The sequence below is a fragment of the Acinetobacter sp. FDAARGOS_559 genome, from assembly GCF_003940475.1.
Taxonomy (GTDB): Bacteria; Pseudomonadota; Gammaproteobacteria; order Pseudomonadales; family Moraxellaceae; genus Acinetobacter; species Acinetobacter baumannii.
Window position 1 is genome coordinate 1,802,221 of the sequence record NZ_RKJG01000005.1, and the last position, 17,281, is coordinate 1,819,501.

Consider the following 17,281-nt stretch of genomic DNA (forward strand, 5'->3'; position numbering starts at 1 on the left):
ATCTAAAGAATAAGAGTAAACCCTTTCCCCTTTTGTCCAAGTTTCCTCTAGAATAAAGTTTTACCTTATTCAGGATTTATAGCCACGTGGAATATGTTGATCGGCATCAAGGCGGTGAACGCACAATATTAGTGAGTGTGTCTGTACAATTATTAGATGATCTGGATGCCGAAGAATTTGCTCTACTTGCACAGTCAGCTGGTGCAGATATTCTTGAGCACATTAAAGTTCAACGTAATAAACCGGACCCTAAGTTTTTTATTGGTTCAGGTAAAGTTGATGAGATTGCAGAACAAGTTCAGGACTTAGAAGCAAGTCTTGTTATTTTTGATCATGCATTAACCCCTGCCCAAGAGCGTAATTTAGAAAAGATTTTAAAATGCCGCGTTATTGACCGCACCGGACTCATCTTAGATATTTTTGCCCAGCGCGCGCGGACCCATGAAGGTAAATTACAAGTTGAACTTGCTCAGTTAAAACATTTATCAACCCGTTTAATCCGTGGTTGGTCTGCTGATTTTGAACAACAAAAAGGTGGTATCGGTTTACGCGGTCCCGGTGAATCACAACTCGAAACAGACCGTCGTCTCATTCGTGTTCGTATTACCCAGTTAAAAGATAAGTTAGAGAAAGTCCATCAAACCCGTATGCAAGGACGAGCTGCAAGACAAAAAGCTTCGATCCCAACTGTTTCATTAGTTGGTTATACCAACGCGGGTAAATCAACCTTATTTAATATTTTAGCAAAAAGCGATGTGTATGCAGCCGACCAACTATTTGCAACACTTGATCCAACCTTACGTCGCCTAGAATGGGATGGAATTGGTACGGTGGTTCTAGCAGATACTGTAGGGTTCGTACGAAACTTACAACATGATTTGGTCGAATCATTTAAAGCAACTTTAGAAGAAACGCTTGAAGCTACCCTGCTTTTACATGTCATCGATAGTAGTAGTCATGACATGCTTGACCAGATTGAAGCCGTTGAAGGTGTATTGAAGGAAATTGGCGCGGATGCACCCGTACTTCGTGTTTATAACAAAATTGATTTGAGTGGCGAAGAAGCGAAAATTATTTATTCAGAGCCCCATGTTCCAGATCGTGTTTATGTATCTGCACACTCAGGGTTAGGTCTAGATTTACTTCGCCAAGCCGTACAAGAATGTCTAATGGGACAACTTCAACACTTCTCATTGGTACTTAAACCTGCTTATGGCAAATTGCGTACTCAACTTTATGCTTTAAATGTCATTCAATCTGAGCATTATGACGATGAAGGGCTATTACATATTGATATACGAATTGCACCTCATAAGCTTGAGCAGTTAATTCGCCAAGCCAAACTCCCTATAGATGAGATATTAGGTGAACGCGCGAGTCAGTTTAAAAGACCACTGGAAGAGTTTGAAATCAAGCACTAGATCAGTTAAAACTTGATAAGTAAACTTTTAGAGATAAAAAATATGGATAAGATCAAAAGTATAGACTGGGCAGCATGGGTAGGAACTTTACTACTTATTATCGGTTTTCGCGAAGGCTCAGTCGTCGTTATGCGTGCTTTTGGTCATCCAGAGTTAGGCAATCTGGTAGGTTTAATTAGTTTACTTATCGTTTTACTCATTTGGCGTAAATTTAAGAAAATCCCGCTAAGACTTGTCGATACTAACAATAAAGTCATGAAAGAAAGTGGTTTTGCTTTTTTACCCATTTGTGCAGGCTCCTTAATTATGCTGGTGCATATGGGTAAAGAAATTCCGCTATTTCTTTTTGTTTTGGTAGTGAGCACCCTTATACCCTTGTGGGTCTATGCAAAAATGGCAAAACATTGGTTATAAGGAGAATAAAATGTTTATGATTCTTTATGGATTTTTGATCACTTTAGTTGGCTACCTTTGTGCAAAACCATTAAACCGCCGCTTTCCTCAAGTTCCCCTTTTAGTTTTCGGCATGTTCATTGTCATTGGGCTATTATCAATCTTGAAAGTTCCCTATGAAGAATACCGGCTTTACGTAAATGATTTATTTAGCCATTTATTAGGATATGTCACGGTTGCTTTAGCTATACCTTTGGCTGCAATGCGTTATGACGATTTACCTCTTAAATCGGTGATTGGTATTTTATGCTTTGCCAGCATTAGTGCCGTTGCTTTACCAATGGGCCTTGCTTACCTACTGCATATGTCTGAGCCGACTATTTTGGCTTTTGCTACACGTGCAGTAACCACCCCAATTGCTTTAAACATCGCGACCTTATTACATGCTCCAGAGACATTAGTCACTCTCATTGTGATTTTATCCGGAGTTATTGGTGCAGCATTTTCACCATTTTTACTTAAGCATATACACGATGAAAGAGCTTCAGGTTTAGCTCTAGGCTTAGCTGCACATGCAATTGGAACTGCTCAGGCTTGGCAACGTGGACCTGTAGCAGGTCGTTATGCGGCATTTGGTATGGCATTAAACGGTGTATTTACTGCTATTTGGCTACCAACCTTCATGTTATCTTTTGGAATACACTGATTAAAAAGTAGTTTAAATAAACATTGAACCCGTTATTAATTACAAATAAGATGGACCTTTCAAATCTAAAAGGATTTTTTGATTATGGGGAAATTTTTTGTTGGAGCTTTGCTCCTAGTGGGAATAAATACAGCTACTTTTGCAGCTGATATTACAGGTCTTTGGCAAACGATTGATGATAAAACAGGTACACCTAAAGCACATGTAGAAATACGGAAAGAGGCAAATGGTACTTATGCAGGTAAAATCGTAAAAATTACACCGCGCCCAGGTTATACACCAAAAGAAATTTGTGATAACTGCCCTGCACCTTATACCAATAAGCCTATTTTAGGCTTAGATATCGCAACCGGGCTCAAGCAAACTGATAATTCAACCTATACAGGTGGAAAAATTCTAGACCCAAATACAGGTAAAGTTTACGGATTAAAAGCAAAACTCAGTGCAAATGGTAAACGTCTACACATGCGCGGTTACCTTGGGGTATCTGCTTTAGGCCGTAATCAGATCTGGATTCGCCTAGAATAAATATCTTAAAAATAAAAAAAGCCGCTTCAGCGGCTTTTTTTATTACATAACAGGATTGCTCACAGAAAAAGCTTGTTGATCTTCAAGACGATAAGCAATTAAGTTTTTACCCCATACACAACCGCCATCAACATTTTGGATGTGTTCACTAATAGTTCTACCCTCTAGAGCAGCCCAATGTCCAAAAAATATTTGATGGGTTTGTGCAGCCTTACTTGGAAATTCAAACCACGGTAAATAACCTTCTGGCATTGGTGCATCTAAAGTATCTTTAAAACTAAACTCCAAAGCCCCTTCTGCATTAGTTAAACGCATACGAGTTAAGTAATTGGTAATACAGCGTAAACGTTCATTACCTGTCAAATCATCTGTCCAAAGATCGGGTTTTGAACCATACATTTCAGCTAAAAATGCATCTAGCACAGATAAATCATCATGCGCCAATACAGCCTCAACTTCTTTTGCCAATGCAGCAGTTTTTTGTGCATCCCAAATACAAGGTACACCTGCATGCGTCAGTATTGTTTGCTCATTTGGAAATAAACATAACGGCTGTTTACGTAACCAATCGATAAGATCATCACCATCCACGGCGTCAATAACATCCTGCGTGCGATCTTTTTCTTTAATTTCCTTAAGACCACGAGCACCGGCAATCAGGGTTAAATCATGGTTACCCAATACGGTAGCAGCAGCCCCTCGATCAGCTAGTTTTTTAATAAAACGTAGAGCTCCTACAGAGTTTTCACCACGTGCAACCAAGTCACCAGCAAACCAGATAAAATCTTGATCAGGGTCAAAACGTATTTCTTTTAATAGCGCTTTGAGTGCCTCAAAACAACCTTGCACATCTCCAATTACATAGTTATAGCGCTTAGTCATTTATGCCACCATTTGATCTGCCAAAGCCACAAACTCTGCAAGAGTTAAAGTTTCTGGACGAGCCATTGGGTCGACTCTTGCTTTCTCGAAACCATCTTCTGCTAACATACCTTTAAGACTGTTTCTTAGCGTTTTACGGCGCTGAGTAAAGACGTGGGCAACCAAGCGAGCTAAAGCTTTTTCATCTTTCGCCGTAATTGGTTTTTGTTCGTAAGGAACTAAGCGAAATACTGCACTTGTCACTTTTGGTGGCGGGTTAAATGCGCCTGCTGGAACTTCAAATAAAAAGGTAGGTTGACAATAATATTGGATCATGACTGATAAACGGCCATATTCTTTTGTATTCGGTTCAGCAGTAATACGTTCTACCACTTCTTTTTGCAACATGAAGTGCATGTCTTTAACTTGGCTACCAAATTCCAAGAGATGAAAAAGCAATGGTGTAGAAATGTTATAAGGCAAATTGCCGACAACGCGTAATGGACGCCCATCTTTTACAAGCTGACTAAAATCATATTTTAATGCATCAGCTTCTACGATAGTTAAACGTTCTGGATGTGGCACGCGTTCAGGTAAGCCGGCAGCTAAATCACGGTCTAATTCAACTACAGTTAATGCATCACATTCTCCAATTAAAGGAGAAGTTAAAGCAGCTAAACCTGGACCAATTTCGACGATATTATCACCCGTACGCGGATTGACTGAACGTACAATTTTGGCAATGACTCGTTGATCATGTAAGAAGTTTTGACCAAAACGTTTACGAGCTTTATGCCCTTCATCTTTCGGGTTTAGGGCATTAATTTGATACATAGAACATTTCCAACATGAAAAATTTAACTCGCTGCCAAGGATAAAGCTAAATCGACAGCGACATTTAAACTTGAGCTTTTTGCCAATCCTGTCCCAGCTAAAGACAGAGCAGTACCATGATCGACCGAAGTCCGAATAAATGGTAAGCCCAATGTGATATTGATTGCTTCACCAAAACCCTGTGATTTTAACACAGGTAAGCCTTGATCATGGTACATCGCAAGAACAGCGTCAGCATTTTTAAGATGTTCGGGCGTAAATAAAGTATCAGCTGGCAAACTTAAACTTAATTTAACTCCCTGTGATCGGTAGCTTTCAAGTACCGGATTGATCGTATCAATCTCTTCACGTCCCAAATAACCATCTTCGCCTGCATGAGGATTTAACCCACATACTAAGACTCGAGGATCATTAATTTTAAATTTGGTCTTTAAGTCGTGAAGTAAAATATCAATCACTTGATGCAAGCGTTCTTTGGTAATTGCATCTGCAACATCTCTTAATGGTAAATGAGTTGTCACCAGAGCCACCCGCAACGTTTTCGTTGCCAGCATCATAACAACACGCTCTACACCTGCAAATTCTTGATAATATTCAGTATGTCCACTAAATAAAATCCCTGCATCATTAATCACCGACTTTTGAACAGGAGCAGTGGCTACACCGACGCTCTTACCAGACATAGCATAATCAGCTGAGCGACGTAATTGCTCTAATACATAAGCGGCATTAGCAGCATTAAGCTGTCCATCAACGACTATAGTTTCTAGGGGTACATGTTCTATATAAAGCTCGCCTTGCAAAGACGATTCAGCTTGTCCGCTATACTCTAAAAATTTAATGTCTAGACCAAGCTTTTGAGCGCGTTGTTGTAATAGATTTCGATCAGCCAAAACCACAACAGGACGTTCATCAACCCGTTTTGCCAGACTCAAACAAATATCTGGACCAATACCGGCAGGTTCACCGGAAGTGACATATAAAGGCAGCACAATCACCCCCGACACATCTCTAAAATTTGAATTATTTTAACATATCCTACATTCATCGGATTAGGGATAAAATTATGTAGCTTATATGGGATTTTTCTTGTGATTGACGACAAACTCGTTTAGAATCTCGTCTCCTTTTTGTTTGAGCGATGTCTAGCTCAAACCAACTATAATAGGTAGTGTTTGAATGAAAACTCTCAGCGCAAAGCCTGCTGAAGTACAACACGATTGGTTCGTTGTTGATGCTACAGGTAAAACTCTTGGTCGTTTAGCGACTGAAATTGCACGTCGTTTACGCGGTAAGCACAAAACTTCTTATACTCCTCACGTTGACACTGGTGACTACATCATCGTTATCAATGCTGAACAAGTTCAAGTGACTGGTAACAAAGCGCTTGACAAGAAATACTATCGCCACACTGAATTCCCAGGCGGTTTAAAAGAAACTAATTTCGAAAAATTAGTTGCTCACAAACCTGAAGAAATCTTTGAACGTGCTGTTAAAGGCATGTTGCCAAAAGGTCCTCTTGGTTATGCAATGATCAAGAAGATGAAAGTGTACGCTGGTAGCGAGCATCCACACGCTGCTCAACAGCCACAAGTTTTGGACATCTAAGGGATACAGCACATGGCTACTAATTATGGTACAGGTCGCCGTAAGACCGCAACTGCACGTGTTTTCTTGTCAGCTGGTACAGGTAAACTCGTTATTAACAACCGTACTTTAGAGCAATATTTCGGTCGTGAAACTGCTCGTATGGTTGTTCGTCAACCTTTAGAGCTTTTAGAAGCTACTGAAAAATATGACCTTTACATCACTGTTAAAGGTGGTGGTATCGGTGGTCAAGCTGGTGCGATCCGTCACGGTATTACTCGTGCACTTATCGCTGCTGACGAAACTTTAAAACCTGTTCTTCGTCAAGCTGGTTTCGTTACTCGTGATGCTCGTGAAGTTGAACGTAAGAAACTTGGTTTACGTAAAGCTCGTAAACGTCCTCAATTCTCTAAACGTTAATTCGTTTACCGAATCGGACAAGAAGCCTTGGTTTTTCCAAGGCTTTTTTATTGCATATTCATTTTGTAGATGAGTGAAACAGATAAATATATGAAACTCTATCTTTGTCACCGTGATTTCCACGCATATTTTTAGTATTCTAACCGATTCACACAACCATACCTTGTGATATGTCGGTCGAAAACACCTCAATTCAGGGAATTACCCTTTACAGCCATGCTGATGATTTCCGTTCACACTGGATCCGTTTTTTATTGGCAGAAAAACAAATTAAATATCAATTAATCGTAACTGATCACGAAGATGAAGATCTGGCAAGCCTAAATCCTTATAATCAATTGCCAATGCTGGTTGAGCAAAATCTTAAATTATTTTCAGCACCTATCATTGCTGAGTATCTCGATGACCGATATCGTCAGAATAAACTATATGCCGATGCCCCTATGGCACGTGCAGAGCAACGCCAATATATTTGGCGTCTTGAAAATGATTGGTTTAAGTTGGCCGATCATATGCTTAGACATGCAGATACGTTAAATGTAGAACAAAAACAAAAAGCACAAAAAGAATTGCGTGATACCTTAATATCACTTACCCCTTTATTTCAGCATTTCCCTTATTTTATGTCCGAAAATTTTTCAATCCTGGACTGTATGCTTGCTCCAATTTTTGTGAGACTTAATAGCATGGGAATTGATTTACCAAAGCAGCAGTGTCGACCTATATTTTTGTATTGTAAACGTATCTTTAGCCGCCCTTCTTTTGTTAAATCAATGACGCCCCAAGAGAAAACCCGTTACAATGAACTATTAAATATGGAATAGTGTGATATGTCTGAGCAAACTATTGAATTAACCCCTACACGTCCTTATCTTGCTCGTGCAATCTATGAATGGATTTGTGACAATCAACTCACACCTTATTTACTCGTTGATGCAACACAACCACACACTGATGTACCACAACAGTTTGTGAAAGATGGGCAAATTGTTTTAAACATTGTGCCTCATGCGGTACATCAACTACTCATTAGCAATGATGCGATTACATTTTCAGCACGTTTTGGCGGCGTTTCCAAAGATATTTACGTACCTATTCAAGCAGTTTTAGGTATTTATGCACGTGAAAATGGACAAGGTTTATTCTTTGACCCTGAAGAATATGCCAATGTAGCGCCTGTAGAAGATAAGTTAGACTCAGAAACACAAGAAACATCTGAACCAACCAAGAAAAAGCCAACATTAAGAATTTTAGATTAATTTTAGAGGAATAAAGTATGGCATTTGATTTAGTCCAATACTTTGCTGAGCAAATAAAAATTCAAAAGCCTCAGCTTTTAAATCAATATCCAGCCAATGAGAAAAATAAGCTGATTGACGAAGTGAATATATTGACGCTTGGTAAATTAATCAGCTTATGGCGTCAGGACGACAATAAAATTTATCATGAAATCAAAACTGCCGATCCATTGTATATTCAAGAAGTTGCACGTCATCTAACTACGTCAAAACACAATAAGTCAGTTTTAAAAAATTCTGAACTTGAGCAAAGTATTTCTGAGATTCTGGCATTACAGTTAACAGAACTTAATCAACTTGATGAGACTGGTGGTTTCGGCCAAAGTGGTTTAAAAGAGCTCATTTTAGGGCAAGTTGAACATTTATCTGGCCAAGCTGAAGATTGGGTTTGGTCAACAAACCATCTAACAGAGCTCATTGGTTCTAAACCTGTTGAACAAGAAGAGCTATCATTGGATGCAACAATGAAGGAGTTCAACCAAATGGTTCACCAAGCCCAACCACATCATGAAGATTTACATGTTGAAGAGCAACCTATCGAAACTTTTATTCCTGGATGGTCAAAAGTTATCGCTCCTCTTGTTGCTTTAGCTATTTTAGGCTATCTCTATTGTATGTATACACAGCTTGTATAATTTTGTTTTTTATAATTAAAGGGAACGTATGTTCCCTTTTTTGATTTAAATAATCATCTTCTATAAATCAATAGTGATTACTAGTAACCACAATTGCTCTTCTCTTAAATTTGGATACTAAATAACATCTGCCGTTTTTTCACTTGTTGACCTTGCTGACCTAAAATTTCATCGACTACCCCATCCACATCAGATTTAATCTGTTGCTGAATTTTCATGGCTTCAAGAATCAATAATGTTTGCCCCTTCACTACTTGATCGCCTTCATTGACCAGAATATTCACCACAGCACCATCCATCGGTGCACGAATTTTGCCATCACCAGCCACATCAGCTATTTCGGGGGCAGCATAAGTTACGTTGCGAATTGCAACATTGCCATTATCTCGATCTAAATAAACCTGATCATCATTTAATACATATTGGACACGGCGGCGTACACCATCAATTAAATAAACTAATTGCTCTGGCATTCTCTCAAGTACTTCAATACAAATAGTTTGATCGCAGAGCTGTACCGTAAACGTATTATTTAGCGATGAAAGCTGCAATTGAACTTGCTGATCATCATATTTAAGCTTTAATGGTAATGGCACACCTAGACCCGTTTGCCACACTGCCGTACCGTTACTTTGGCTAAATAATGCCGCAGCAATTGCTAAGGTTTCTAAAGATAGAACCTGCTTATGTAGACTGCTGTCGTTTTGAAAATGCTGTTGAATGAATGCAGTATTGGTATCTCCTGCAACAACAATTGGATGACGCAGTAAATTGACCAAAAACTGCTTATTACTATTTACACCTAGCAACACACAGTCATTAACTGCACGCGCCAGTAAGCGAATCGCATCCTCACGGGTTTTCCCATATGCGATCACCTTTGCTACCATCGGATCGTAAAATGGACTAACCTCATCAGTTGCCAACATCCCATGATCAATCCGTACATTTGGCAAAGTTGCTGGCTGCCAACGCAGAACTTGTCCTGTTTGTGGTAAGAAATCTTGCCGTGGATCTTCTGCATACAAACGTACTTCAATAGCATGTCCGTTTAAAGTCAATTCATGTTGTTGCAGTGGTAAGTGCTCACCATTGGCAACACGTAACTGCCATTCAACCAAGTCCAATCCTGTAATAAGCTCAGTCACAGGATGTTCTACCTGTAAGCGGGTATTCATTTCCAAAAAGTAAAATGCACCCGATGCATCTAGCAAAAATTCAACTGTACCAGCTCCGACGTAAGCACATGCTTTTGCCGCTGCTACGGCTGCCTCACCCATTTTCTGACGAAGTTCAGGCGTCATCACTGGACAAGGTGCTTCTTCAACGACCTTTTGATGACGGCGCTGGATTGAACAATCACGCTCGAACAAATAAACATAATTGCCGTGTGTATCACCCAAAACCTGAATTTCGACATGGCGTGGAGCAATGACTGCTTTTTCTAAAATCAACTCCCCCGAACCAAAAGCATTTTCAGCTTCTGAACGTGCGGTTTGTAATGCCTCAAACAACTCGGATGCTTGCTGTACCAAACGCATGCCACGACCGCCACCACCCGCCGAAGCTTTGACCATAATTGGAAAACCAATCTGCTCAGCTTGAGTTGCTAAATATTCAAGGTCTTGTCGGTCACCTTCATACCCCGGCACACAAGGTACACCTGCTTCAATCATGGCGATTTTTGAAAGGCGTTTACTGCCCATTAACTCAATTGCAGAAGCGGTAGGCCCAATAAATGTAATCTGGTTGTCGATACATGCCTGAGCAAAATCAGTATTTTCTGACAAAAAACCATAGCCAGGGTGAACCGCATCTGCCCCAGTTTTTTTGCATGCATCTATTATCTTGGTAATAGAAAGATAAGACTCTGATACTTTTGAAGCACCAATATAGACAGCTTCATCGGCCTCTTGCACATGGCGAGCATGACGGTCTGCATCGGAATAAACTGCGACAGTTTGATAGCCCATTGCCTTAGCAGTTTGCATGACTCGAACTGCAATTTCTCCACGATTGGCAACCAGTACTTTTGAAAATTTCATTATTTTTATCCCTATCGCTTATGATTCATCAGCCCAATTCGGCAACCGTTTCTGAATAAAAGCCATCGTTCCTTCTTGTCCCTCAGTACCACCAACTGCTTGAGCAAACTGCTGTGCAGCATCATCTAATAAACCACTCAAAGGTTCATTGAGCGTTCGATGTAACAGCGTTTTAGTCACACGCGAAGCCTGAGGAGCTGCTCGTTTAATTTGCTGAATTGTTTCTTGTAAAGCTTGCTCAAGTTCAATTTCATTATGTGCAATTTGATGAACCACACCGACATTCAGTGCCGTATGCCCTTCAAAACGCATACCTAATAAAGCTAATCGACGAGCTTGAGTTAGACCAATACGTTTCACTACAAAAGGAGCAATTTGCGCAGGAATCACACCAAGTCCAGTTTCAGGTAAACCAAACTGCGCATTATCACGACTAATGGCAACATCGGAAACACATGCCAGACCAAAACCACCACCTAACACCGCGCCTTCTAAAATCACCACAACCGTTTGCGGTGCGGCTTCAACTTGCTCAAGCAAGGCACCAAAACGGCGGTTAAAGTCCACATAAGGTTGTAGACTGCCAACATTAGCTGCCTCAACACGTAAAGCTGCCATGTCTTTAATGTCACCACCCGCACAAAAAGTTCCACCTTCACCACGGATAATTACCGCGCGAATTGAAAGGTCATCGCGAATGGCAGCAAAAACTTGCTGAATGGCATTGACCATATTCAGGTTCATGGCATTGCGACTCTCTGGTCGATTTAACCAAAGGTATAAAATACCGCCGTCCTGTTCCAATTGAATGCTGTCATCAAGATCTAAAACTTGTAGAGATGCTGAAAGTGTCATGGCTGATTCCTTATTTTTGTTTTTTTGGCAAGATATCCATCAACTTACAAATAATCCCCAACATAATCTCATCTGCGCCCCCGCCAATAGAGCCTAAACGACCATCACGATATAGCTGGGATGCAGGGTTATCCCACATAAAGCCATTGCCGCCCCAATATTGCAAGCAGCTATCGGCAACTTCACGGCTTAAACGGCCTGCTTTGAGCTTTGCCATAGATGCCAGTTTGGTCACATCTTCACCAGCAATATGCTGTTCACACGCTTGGTATGTTAAGGCTTTAAGCGCTTCTACTTCAGTCATGAGTTCGGCAAAACGAAAATGGATATATTGGTTATTAATCAGTGGTTGACCAAATGTCGTACGCTCTTTGGTATAGGCGATAGTCTTTTGAATTAAATTTTCCAAACCACCAATCGCATTAGCACAAGCCCATAAACGCTCTTCCTGAAATTGCATCATCTGCATCATGAAGCCCATACCTTCAACGCCAACCAAGTTACGCTGAGGTACACGTACATTGTCTAAATAAACCTGCGCTGTGGTCGTTGAACGCATCCCTAATTTATTTAACGGCTCTGAAAAACTAATCCCTTTAGTTTTGGCTGGCACAATAATCATCGACTTATTAACATGTGGTTTATCGTCAGATGTGTTGGCTAAAAGACAGAAGAAATCGGCCTGCAGTGAGTTGGTAATCCACATTTTGCTGCCGTTAATGACATAGTCATCGCCATCTTTTTTAGCAGTCGTTTTAATAGCAGCAACATCCGAACCAGCATGCACTTCCGATACCGCAATTGAGGCAACATATTCTCCAGCAATGGCTGGTGTTAAAAACTCATCACGTAATTCTTTGCTACCAAAACGCGCCAAAGCAGGTGTTGCCATATCGGTTTGTACACCAATGGCTAAAGGCACACCGCCGCAAGCTGCGCGTCCAATTTCTTCAGCAACAACCAAGTTATAAGAGTAATCTAAAGCCAGACCACCATTTTCCTCAGGCTTACAAATCCCCAATAGACCAAGATCACCCATCTTTTTAAATACATCGTGGATCGGGAAACGTCCAGCTTCTTCCCATTCTGGAATATGTGGATTCAGTTCATTTTCAACAAATTGACGCGCTGTGCGACGTAATGCTTCATGTTCGGCAGTAAATTTCATGGCGTTGTTCCTATTAATTTTTTTAATTACGGTAAAGATTGATTAAAAACGAGACACACCAAAACGGGTCGGATTTAGTTCGCGTTGCTGTGCTTCATAAATAGTTTCTAAAAGAAAAATAAGTAATTTTCGGGTATCTCGCGGGTCAATAATGCCGTCATCATGTAGCATGGCCGTATTGAAAAGCGCGGTAGATTGCTGCTCTAATTTCATGGCCGTACTTTGCTCAAGAAAATCGAGCATTTGCGGATTCGGTTCCTGCCCGGAAGCTTTTTGTTTCCCTTCAGCAACAATACGTAGTACCTTTCCGGCCTGTGCAGCCCCCATTACAGCAACATGCGAGTTCGGCCAAGCAAAAATAAAATCTGGCGATAAACTCCGACCACACATTGCGTAGTTACCAGCACCATATGACCCTGCCACAACGATTGAAATTTTAGGTACAGTACAATTGGCAACCGCTTGAATCAGTTTTGAGCCATGCTTAATAATGCCATTTTGCTCGGCATCGGTTCCCACCATAAAGCCAGTAGTGTTATGTAAGAATAATAACGGGCGGTTAGTCTGTTCACATAAGTGAATAAACTGCGCTGCTTTCGCTGCTCCTTGAGGGGTAATCGGACCATTATTGGTAATAATACCGATATGCAAACCACCAATTTTTGCCCAGCCACATACCGTTAAATCATCATATTCCTGCTTAAATTCTAGAAAATCTGAATCGTCAATAATGCGGGCAACCACTTCTTTCATATCAAATGGTTGTTTAGGATCACTTGGAATAACACCCAATAGTTCCTCGGTATCGTAACGAGGCTCTTTATAAGTCACATCAACTGGTTTGATTTGCTCTTTCCAGTTGAGGTGTTCAAAAATTTCACGTGCAAGCCGAATTCCATCGGCATCATTTTCAGCCAAATATTCTGCGGTTCCAGCAACCTGTGCATGCATTTCGGCCCCACCCAATTCCTCCGCTGTGGCGACTTCACCCGTGGCAGCCAGAAGTAAAGGTGGACCTGCAAGAAGCATCTCTGTTTGTTTGCGTACTACAATGACATAATCCGAAAGACCTGGTTGATAAGCTCCTCCTGCCGTTGCATTCCCATGTACCACTGCAAGTTGTGGAATACCTGCTGCAGACAAACGTGCCTGATTGGCAAAAGTCATACCACCATAGGTAAATACTTCAGCTGCATAATTTAAGTTAGCACCACCACTTTCGGTCAGCGTAATCAGCGGGAGTTTTTGTTCTAAGGCAATTTTTTGCAAACGCAAAGTTTTCTGTACCCCCATAGGAGACATGGTCCCGCCTTTAATCGCGCTATTACTTGCAGAGACCAGACAACGCACACCACTGACAAAACCAATGCCAGCAATTACACCACCACCAGCTTCGGAGCCATCCTTGTCATCATGCATGTTGTAGCCAACCAAACCACAAAGCTCGACAAAAGGCGAATCAGCATCGAGCAATAACCGTATACGCTCATGCGGCAGAATCTTGCCCTTTTTATCGAATTTCGGTTTAGCAGCATACGATTTATCAATGCTTTTTTGCTGAATTGCACGGACTTCACTCAGCTGAGCAAGCAGTGCCTCTTTATTCTTTTGATACTGTTCACTACCAACAGTAATTTCGGATTGAAGAATGGTCATTTTTTATTCCTCACTCCGAGCCTGAATTATTGCTTTGCTCGACTTTCTCAGTCTTATCTTTTTTAAAAATTTCAGGAATAAACGCGCGGTGGAAACCATTATAAGACTGACTATTTGTCGCTTCGGCTAGTGGGTACATGCGTGTCCCTTGCGATGCAGCGCCATCAATACGCAAAGTTACACCTGACACAAAAGCCGCAGCATCGGACAGTAAATAACAAATTGCCGATGAGACTTCCGACTCAGTTCCCATACGTTTTAACGGTACATTGCCGGCAAGACTTGGAATAATTACTTTGGCAAAATCACCGCTATAATTATCCATACCGGATGATACAATCCACCCCGGTGCAACCGCATTTACACGAACACCAGATTTGCCCCACTCAACCGATGCTGTTTTAGTTAAGTTATCAACCCCTGAACGCGCAGCACCAGAATGTCCCATTCCCGGCATACCACCCCACATATCAGCAGTCATATTGACAATACTGCCACCATGTTTAGCCATCCATTGGTTATAAGCTTCACGCATTAAATAGAAAGTTGCGTGTAAATTATTACGCACGACTGCATCGAAACCATTCGCCGAAATATTCTCTAAAGCTGAGGGAAACTGCCCGCCTGCATTATTTACCAAACCATCGAGTTTGCCGAATTTCTCAATCACTTCGGCAATCATATTTTTCACTTGTTCTTCTTCACGGTTATCACAAACAATGAAATGAACTAAACCACCATCTTCTATTATTTCTTGGCTTACTTTCTCTAATTTTTCAATTTTGCGTCCTGTAATCACTACTTGAGCGCCAAGGGCTGCAAGCTCATGTGCAGTACAGCGTCCAATTCCGGAGCCGCCACCTGTTACAATAATGACTTTATTGGCGAAAGCATCTGGTCTAAATATTGATTGATAACTCATCTTTGTTTCATCCATTCATTTTATTTTTCTAAAAGATGTGCCGGAACTTTAACAGGCATATCCAATAACTGTTGGGCAAAAGCTTTACCTTGCGGATCAATACGTAAGCTGGCAACACCACCACCGCCTAAGGCATTCTCCAACATAAAATTCAGTGCATTTAAACCCGGTAACTCATAACGGATTACTCGCCCTTTCTCAGCATCCAAGACATGTTGCATATAGCTTGCAACAGACTGTTCAGTTAGTGCTGCACGAATCCATGGTAAATAGTCTGCTTTACGTGCAATCACGCCAATATTGCTATGATTGCCTTTATCACCACTGCGGGCATGCGCAATTTCAATCAAAGGAACTTCAATTTCATCTCCTTGATAAACTGCATTTTCACCTGCCGTCAATGTAAGCAATTGCTCTGTAGAAACCCCTTGTGGAATCTCAACTGGGTAACGTTTGCCTCCAAAATCAATTTCAATATTCAATTGATTTTTATCAATTAAAAATGAAAATAACTTGATCACTGGAGATGTTTTTGGTCGACCTCCAACAATTCCTGCCAAGGCTGGAGCCATACCTGTCGAAGCTTGTGCAATTTCAGATGCAAAGAACATACATGCTTCTTTAAACATGTGTTTTACAGCTATTTTGACCACAACTTCACGACTATTTAATGTTTGGGCATGGTCGCCATAGGTACTTTCAATACCTAAAATTTCAACAGACTTTTCACTAAATGGCGGCACTGAGCGCATTGCTAAAACACGTTCGCACTTAGTCAAAATCGCATCAGCAATGACTTGTGCTTTTTGTGGTGCCTCACGTCCTGCAATGAGGAAACTCACTAAAACCCGATATCCATCTGGGTAAGTCGCGCTGACTTTATATTGTGTAGTTGGTGCTTGTCCTTTTGCACCCATCACACGAACTCGGTGCTCCCCAACTTGCTCTAAATGCACGTGGCTGAAATCAGCAATTACATCGGGTAGTAAATATGCTTGAGGATTGCCTATTTCATAAACAATTTGCTCTGCAACTGTAGCAGTAGAAACCAGACCACCCGTACCTTGAGGCTTAGTTACAACAAATGAGCCATCTTCACTCACTTCAACCACTGGAAAGCCCATGTTGTCAAAGCCCTGTACCAATTGCCAATCGGTAAAATTACCACCCGTACATTGGGCTCCACATTCAATTACATGACCTGCCAACGAACCTTGTGCCAATTTGTCATAGTCATCTAAAGGCCACTGATATTCATGAAGTAAGGGTGCAAGTACCACAGCAGAGTCAACTACACGACCCGTAATCACAATATCTGCACCTAAGTCTAAGGCGTCACGAATAGCAACCGCGCCTAAATAAGCATTACTGCTTGCCACCTGTTCTGGCAACGCTTCTCCGCTAAACATTTCTTGAATATTCTGTGATTTTAGCTGCTCATGTTTTGGCAAAAGATCATCACCTAATACCACAGCCACTTTCAGATCTAGACCATACTCTTTAATAATTTTTTGCAAGGCATCCCGACAAGCTAATGGATTAACACCACCCGCATTACTAATCACTTTAATCTTTTTTTCAGCAATTTTTTTTAGTAAGGGTGCCATGACTCGGCTGACAAAATCTAAAGCATAACCATGTTTCGGTTCTACCATCTTCGCTTTTGCCATAATCGACATGGTAATTTCGGACAAATAATCAAAAACCAAATAATTAATATCGGTCAAATGCACTAACTGAAAAGCGGCAGTATTGGTATCTCCCCAAAACCCAGAGGCACACCCTATTTTTACGACTAGATGATCATCCTGCTGATTATTTGCCATTCTATTTCTCATTATTTTGTCTAAAAATCAGCCTCAACATTACCAAGCAAGCGCTTGGTTTGTAAAGCGCAAAATGTTATTGTGATGTTGACCAAATCTTCCAAATTCGGCAAATAATCTGAAATG

The 17,281-nt window shown here is 41.0% G+C and carries 18 protein-coding genes; 9 read left to right on the plus strand and 9 right to left on the minus strand.

The annotated features are described in order from the left end of the window. The first annotated feature begins 86 nt into the window (after positions 1–86). The 4 genes from hflX to EGS71_RS10065 all read left to right on the plus strand — a co-directional run bounded on the left by hflX (position 87) and on the right by EGS71_RS10065 (position 3,048). A complete protein-coding gene (gene hflX, locus EGS71_RS10050; RefSeq protein WP_000456884.1) occupies positions 87–1,421 on the plus strand; it encodes a ribosome rescue GTPase HflX in 1,335 nt (444 codons plus the stop codon). A 42-nt stretch (positions 1,422–1,463) separates the two neighbouring features. Further along, a complete protein-coding gene (locus EGS71_RS10055) occupies positions 1,464–1,835 on the plus strand; it encodes a hypothetical protein (protein ID WP_000357904.1) in 372 nt (123 codons plus the stop codon). 10 nt (positions 1,836–1,845) lie between these two features. Beyond that, positions 1,846–2,520 (plus strand): LrgB family protein, encoded by a 675-nt coding sequence (locus EGS71_RS10060; RefSeq protein ID WP_000480818.1) that lies wholly within the window; start codon positions 1,846–1,848, stop codon positions 2,518–2,520. Positions 2,521–2,604: 84 nt separating this feature from the next. Next, the gene (locus tag EGS71_RS10065; protein ID WP_000514366.1) at positions 2,605–3,048 is read left to right on the plus strand and encodes a DUF2147 domain-containing protein; all 444 of its coding nucleotides are present in this window, start codon (positions 2,605–2,607) and stop codon (positions 3,046–3,048) included. 42 nt (positions 3,049–3,090) lie between these two features. Here EGS71_RS10065 and EGS71_RS10070 read toward each other — a convergent pair whose 3' ends face one another. From EGS71_RS10070 to pdxA, 3 genes are read right to left on the minus strand one after another with little or no spacing between them, the layout of a single operon-like run. Further along, a complete protein-coding gene (locus tag EGS71_RS10070; protein ID WP_000167240.1) occupies positions 3,091–3,930 on the minus strand; it encodes a symmetrical bis(5'-nucleosyl)-tetraphosphatase in 840 nt (279 codons plus the stop codon). Continuing rightward, positions 3,931–4,743 (minus strand): 16S rRNA (adenine(1518)-N(6)/adenine(1519)-N(6))-dimethyltransferase RsmA, encoded by an 813-nt coding sequence (rsmA, locus tag EGS71_RS10075; protein WP_000284348.1) that lies wholly within the window; start codon positions 4,741–4,743, stop codon positions 3,931–3,933. It abuts the gene before it with no gap. Between the two features lie 23 nt (positions 4,744–4,766). Further along, positions 4,767–5,750, minus strand: a complete 984-nt coding sequence (gene pdxA, locus EGS71_RS10080; RefSeq protein WP_000017234.1) for a 4-hydroxythreonine-4-phosphate dehydrogenase PdxA — start codon at positions 5,748–5,750, stop codon at positions 4,767–4,769. 172 nt (positions 5,751–5,922) lie between these two features. Between pdxA and rplM the strand changes: the two genes are divergently transcribed. The 5 genes from rplM to EGS71_RS10105 all read left to right on the plus strand — a co-directional run bounded on the left by rplM (position 5,923) and on the right by EGS71_RS10105 (position 8,683). Next, positions 5,923–6,351: a 50S ribosomal protein L13 gene (rplM, locus tag EGS71_RS10085; RefSeq protein ID WP_000854895.1), complete on the plus strand. Its 429-nt coding sequence runs from the start codon at positions 5,923–5,925 to the stop codon at positions 6,349–6,351. Positions 6,352–6,363: 12 nt separating this feature from the next. Continuing rightward, on the plus strand, positions 6,364–6,750 hold the full coding sequence (rpsI, locus tag EGS71_RS10090; RefSeq protein ID WP_000224786.1) for a 30S ribosomal protein S9: 387 nt from the start codon (positions 6,364–6,366) through the stop codon (positions 6,748–6,750). Between the two features lie 170 nt (positions 6,751–6,920). Beyond that, positions 6,921–7,574: a glutathione S-transferase N-terminal domain-containing protein gene (locus EGS71_RS10095; RefSeq protein WP_000110148.1), complete on the plus strand. Its 654-nt coding sequence runs from the start codon at positions 6,921–6,923 to the stop codon at positions 7,572–7,574. Positions 7,575–7,580: 6 nt separating this feature from the next. Further along, complete coding sequence (locus EGS71_RS10100) at positions 7,581–8,009, plus strand: ClpXP protease specificity-enhancing factor (RefSeq protein ID WP_000003709.1); 429 nt, start codon at positions 7,581–7,583, stop codon at positions 8,007–8,009. 17 nt (positions 8,010–8,026) lie between these two features. Continuing rightward, entirely contained in the window at positions 8,027–8,683 is a 657-nt protein-coding gene (locus EGS71_RS10105; protein ID WP_000863328.1) for a hypothetical protein, read from the plus strand. Positions 8,684–8,787: 104 nt separating this feature from the next. On the opposite strand, the gene EGS71_RS10110 is transcribed toward EGS71_RS10105, so the two are convergent. Genes EGS71_RS10110 through EGS71_RS10135 form a run of 6 tightly spaced genes read right to left on the minus strand, consistent with a single transcriptional unit; the run spans position 8,788 to position 17,155 of the window. Beyond that, positions 8,788–10,728, minus strand: a complete 1,941-nt coding sequence (locus tag EGS71_RS10110) for an acetyl/propionyl/methylcrotonyl-CoA carboxylase subunit alpha (RefSeq protein WP_000672674.1) — start codon at positions 10,726–10,728, stop codon at positions 8,788–8,790. A gap of 18 nt (positions 10,729–10,746) precedes the next feature. Then, entirely contained in the window at positions 10,747–11,583 is an 837-nt protein-coding gene (locus EGS71_RS10115) for an enoyl-CoA hydratase/isomerase family protein (protein ID WP_000175519.1), read from the minus strand. A 10-nt stretch (positions 11,584–11,593) separates the two neighbouring features. Beyond that, positions 11,594–12,751, minus strand: a complete 1,158-nt coding sequence (locus EGS71_RS10120; protein WP_000673010.1) for an acyl-CoA dehydrogenase family protein — start codon at positions 12,749–12,751, stop codon at positions 11,594–11,596. Between the two features lie 42 nt (positions 12,752–12,793). Further along, the gene (locus EGS71_RS10125) at positions 12,794–14,407 is read right to left on the minus strand and encodes an acyl-CoA carboxylase subunit beta (RefSeq protein ID WP_000154086.1); all 1,614 of its coding nucleotides are present in this window, start codon (positions 14,405–14,407) and stop codon (positions 12,794–12,796) included. Positions 14,408–14,417: 10 nt separating this feature from the next. Further along, positions 14,418–15,329 carry an SDR family oxidoreductase gene (locus tag EGS71_RS10130; RefSeq protein WP_000121939.1) on the minus strand — a complete coding sequence of 304 codons (912 nt, stop codon included), beginning with the start codon at positions 15,327–15,329 and terminating at the stop codon, positions 14,418–14,420. A gap of 20 nt (positions 15,330–15,349) precedes the next feature. Further along, positions 15,350–17,155: an acyclic terpene utilization AtuA family protein gene (locus EGS71_RS10135; RefSeq protein ID WP_000002849.1), complete on the minus strand. Its 1,806-nt coding sequence runs from the start codon at positions 17,153–17,155 to the stop codon at positions 15,350–15,352. Between the last annotated feature and the right edge of the window lie 126 nt (positions 17,156–17,281).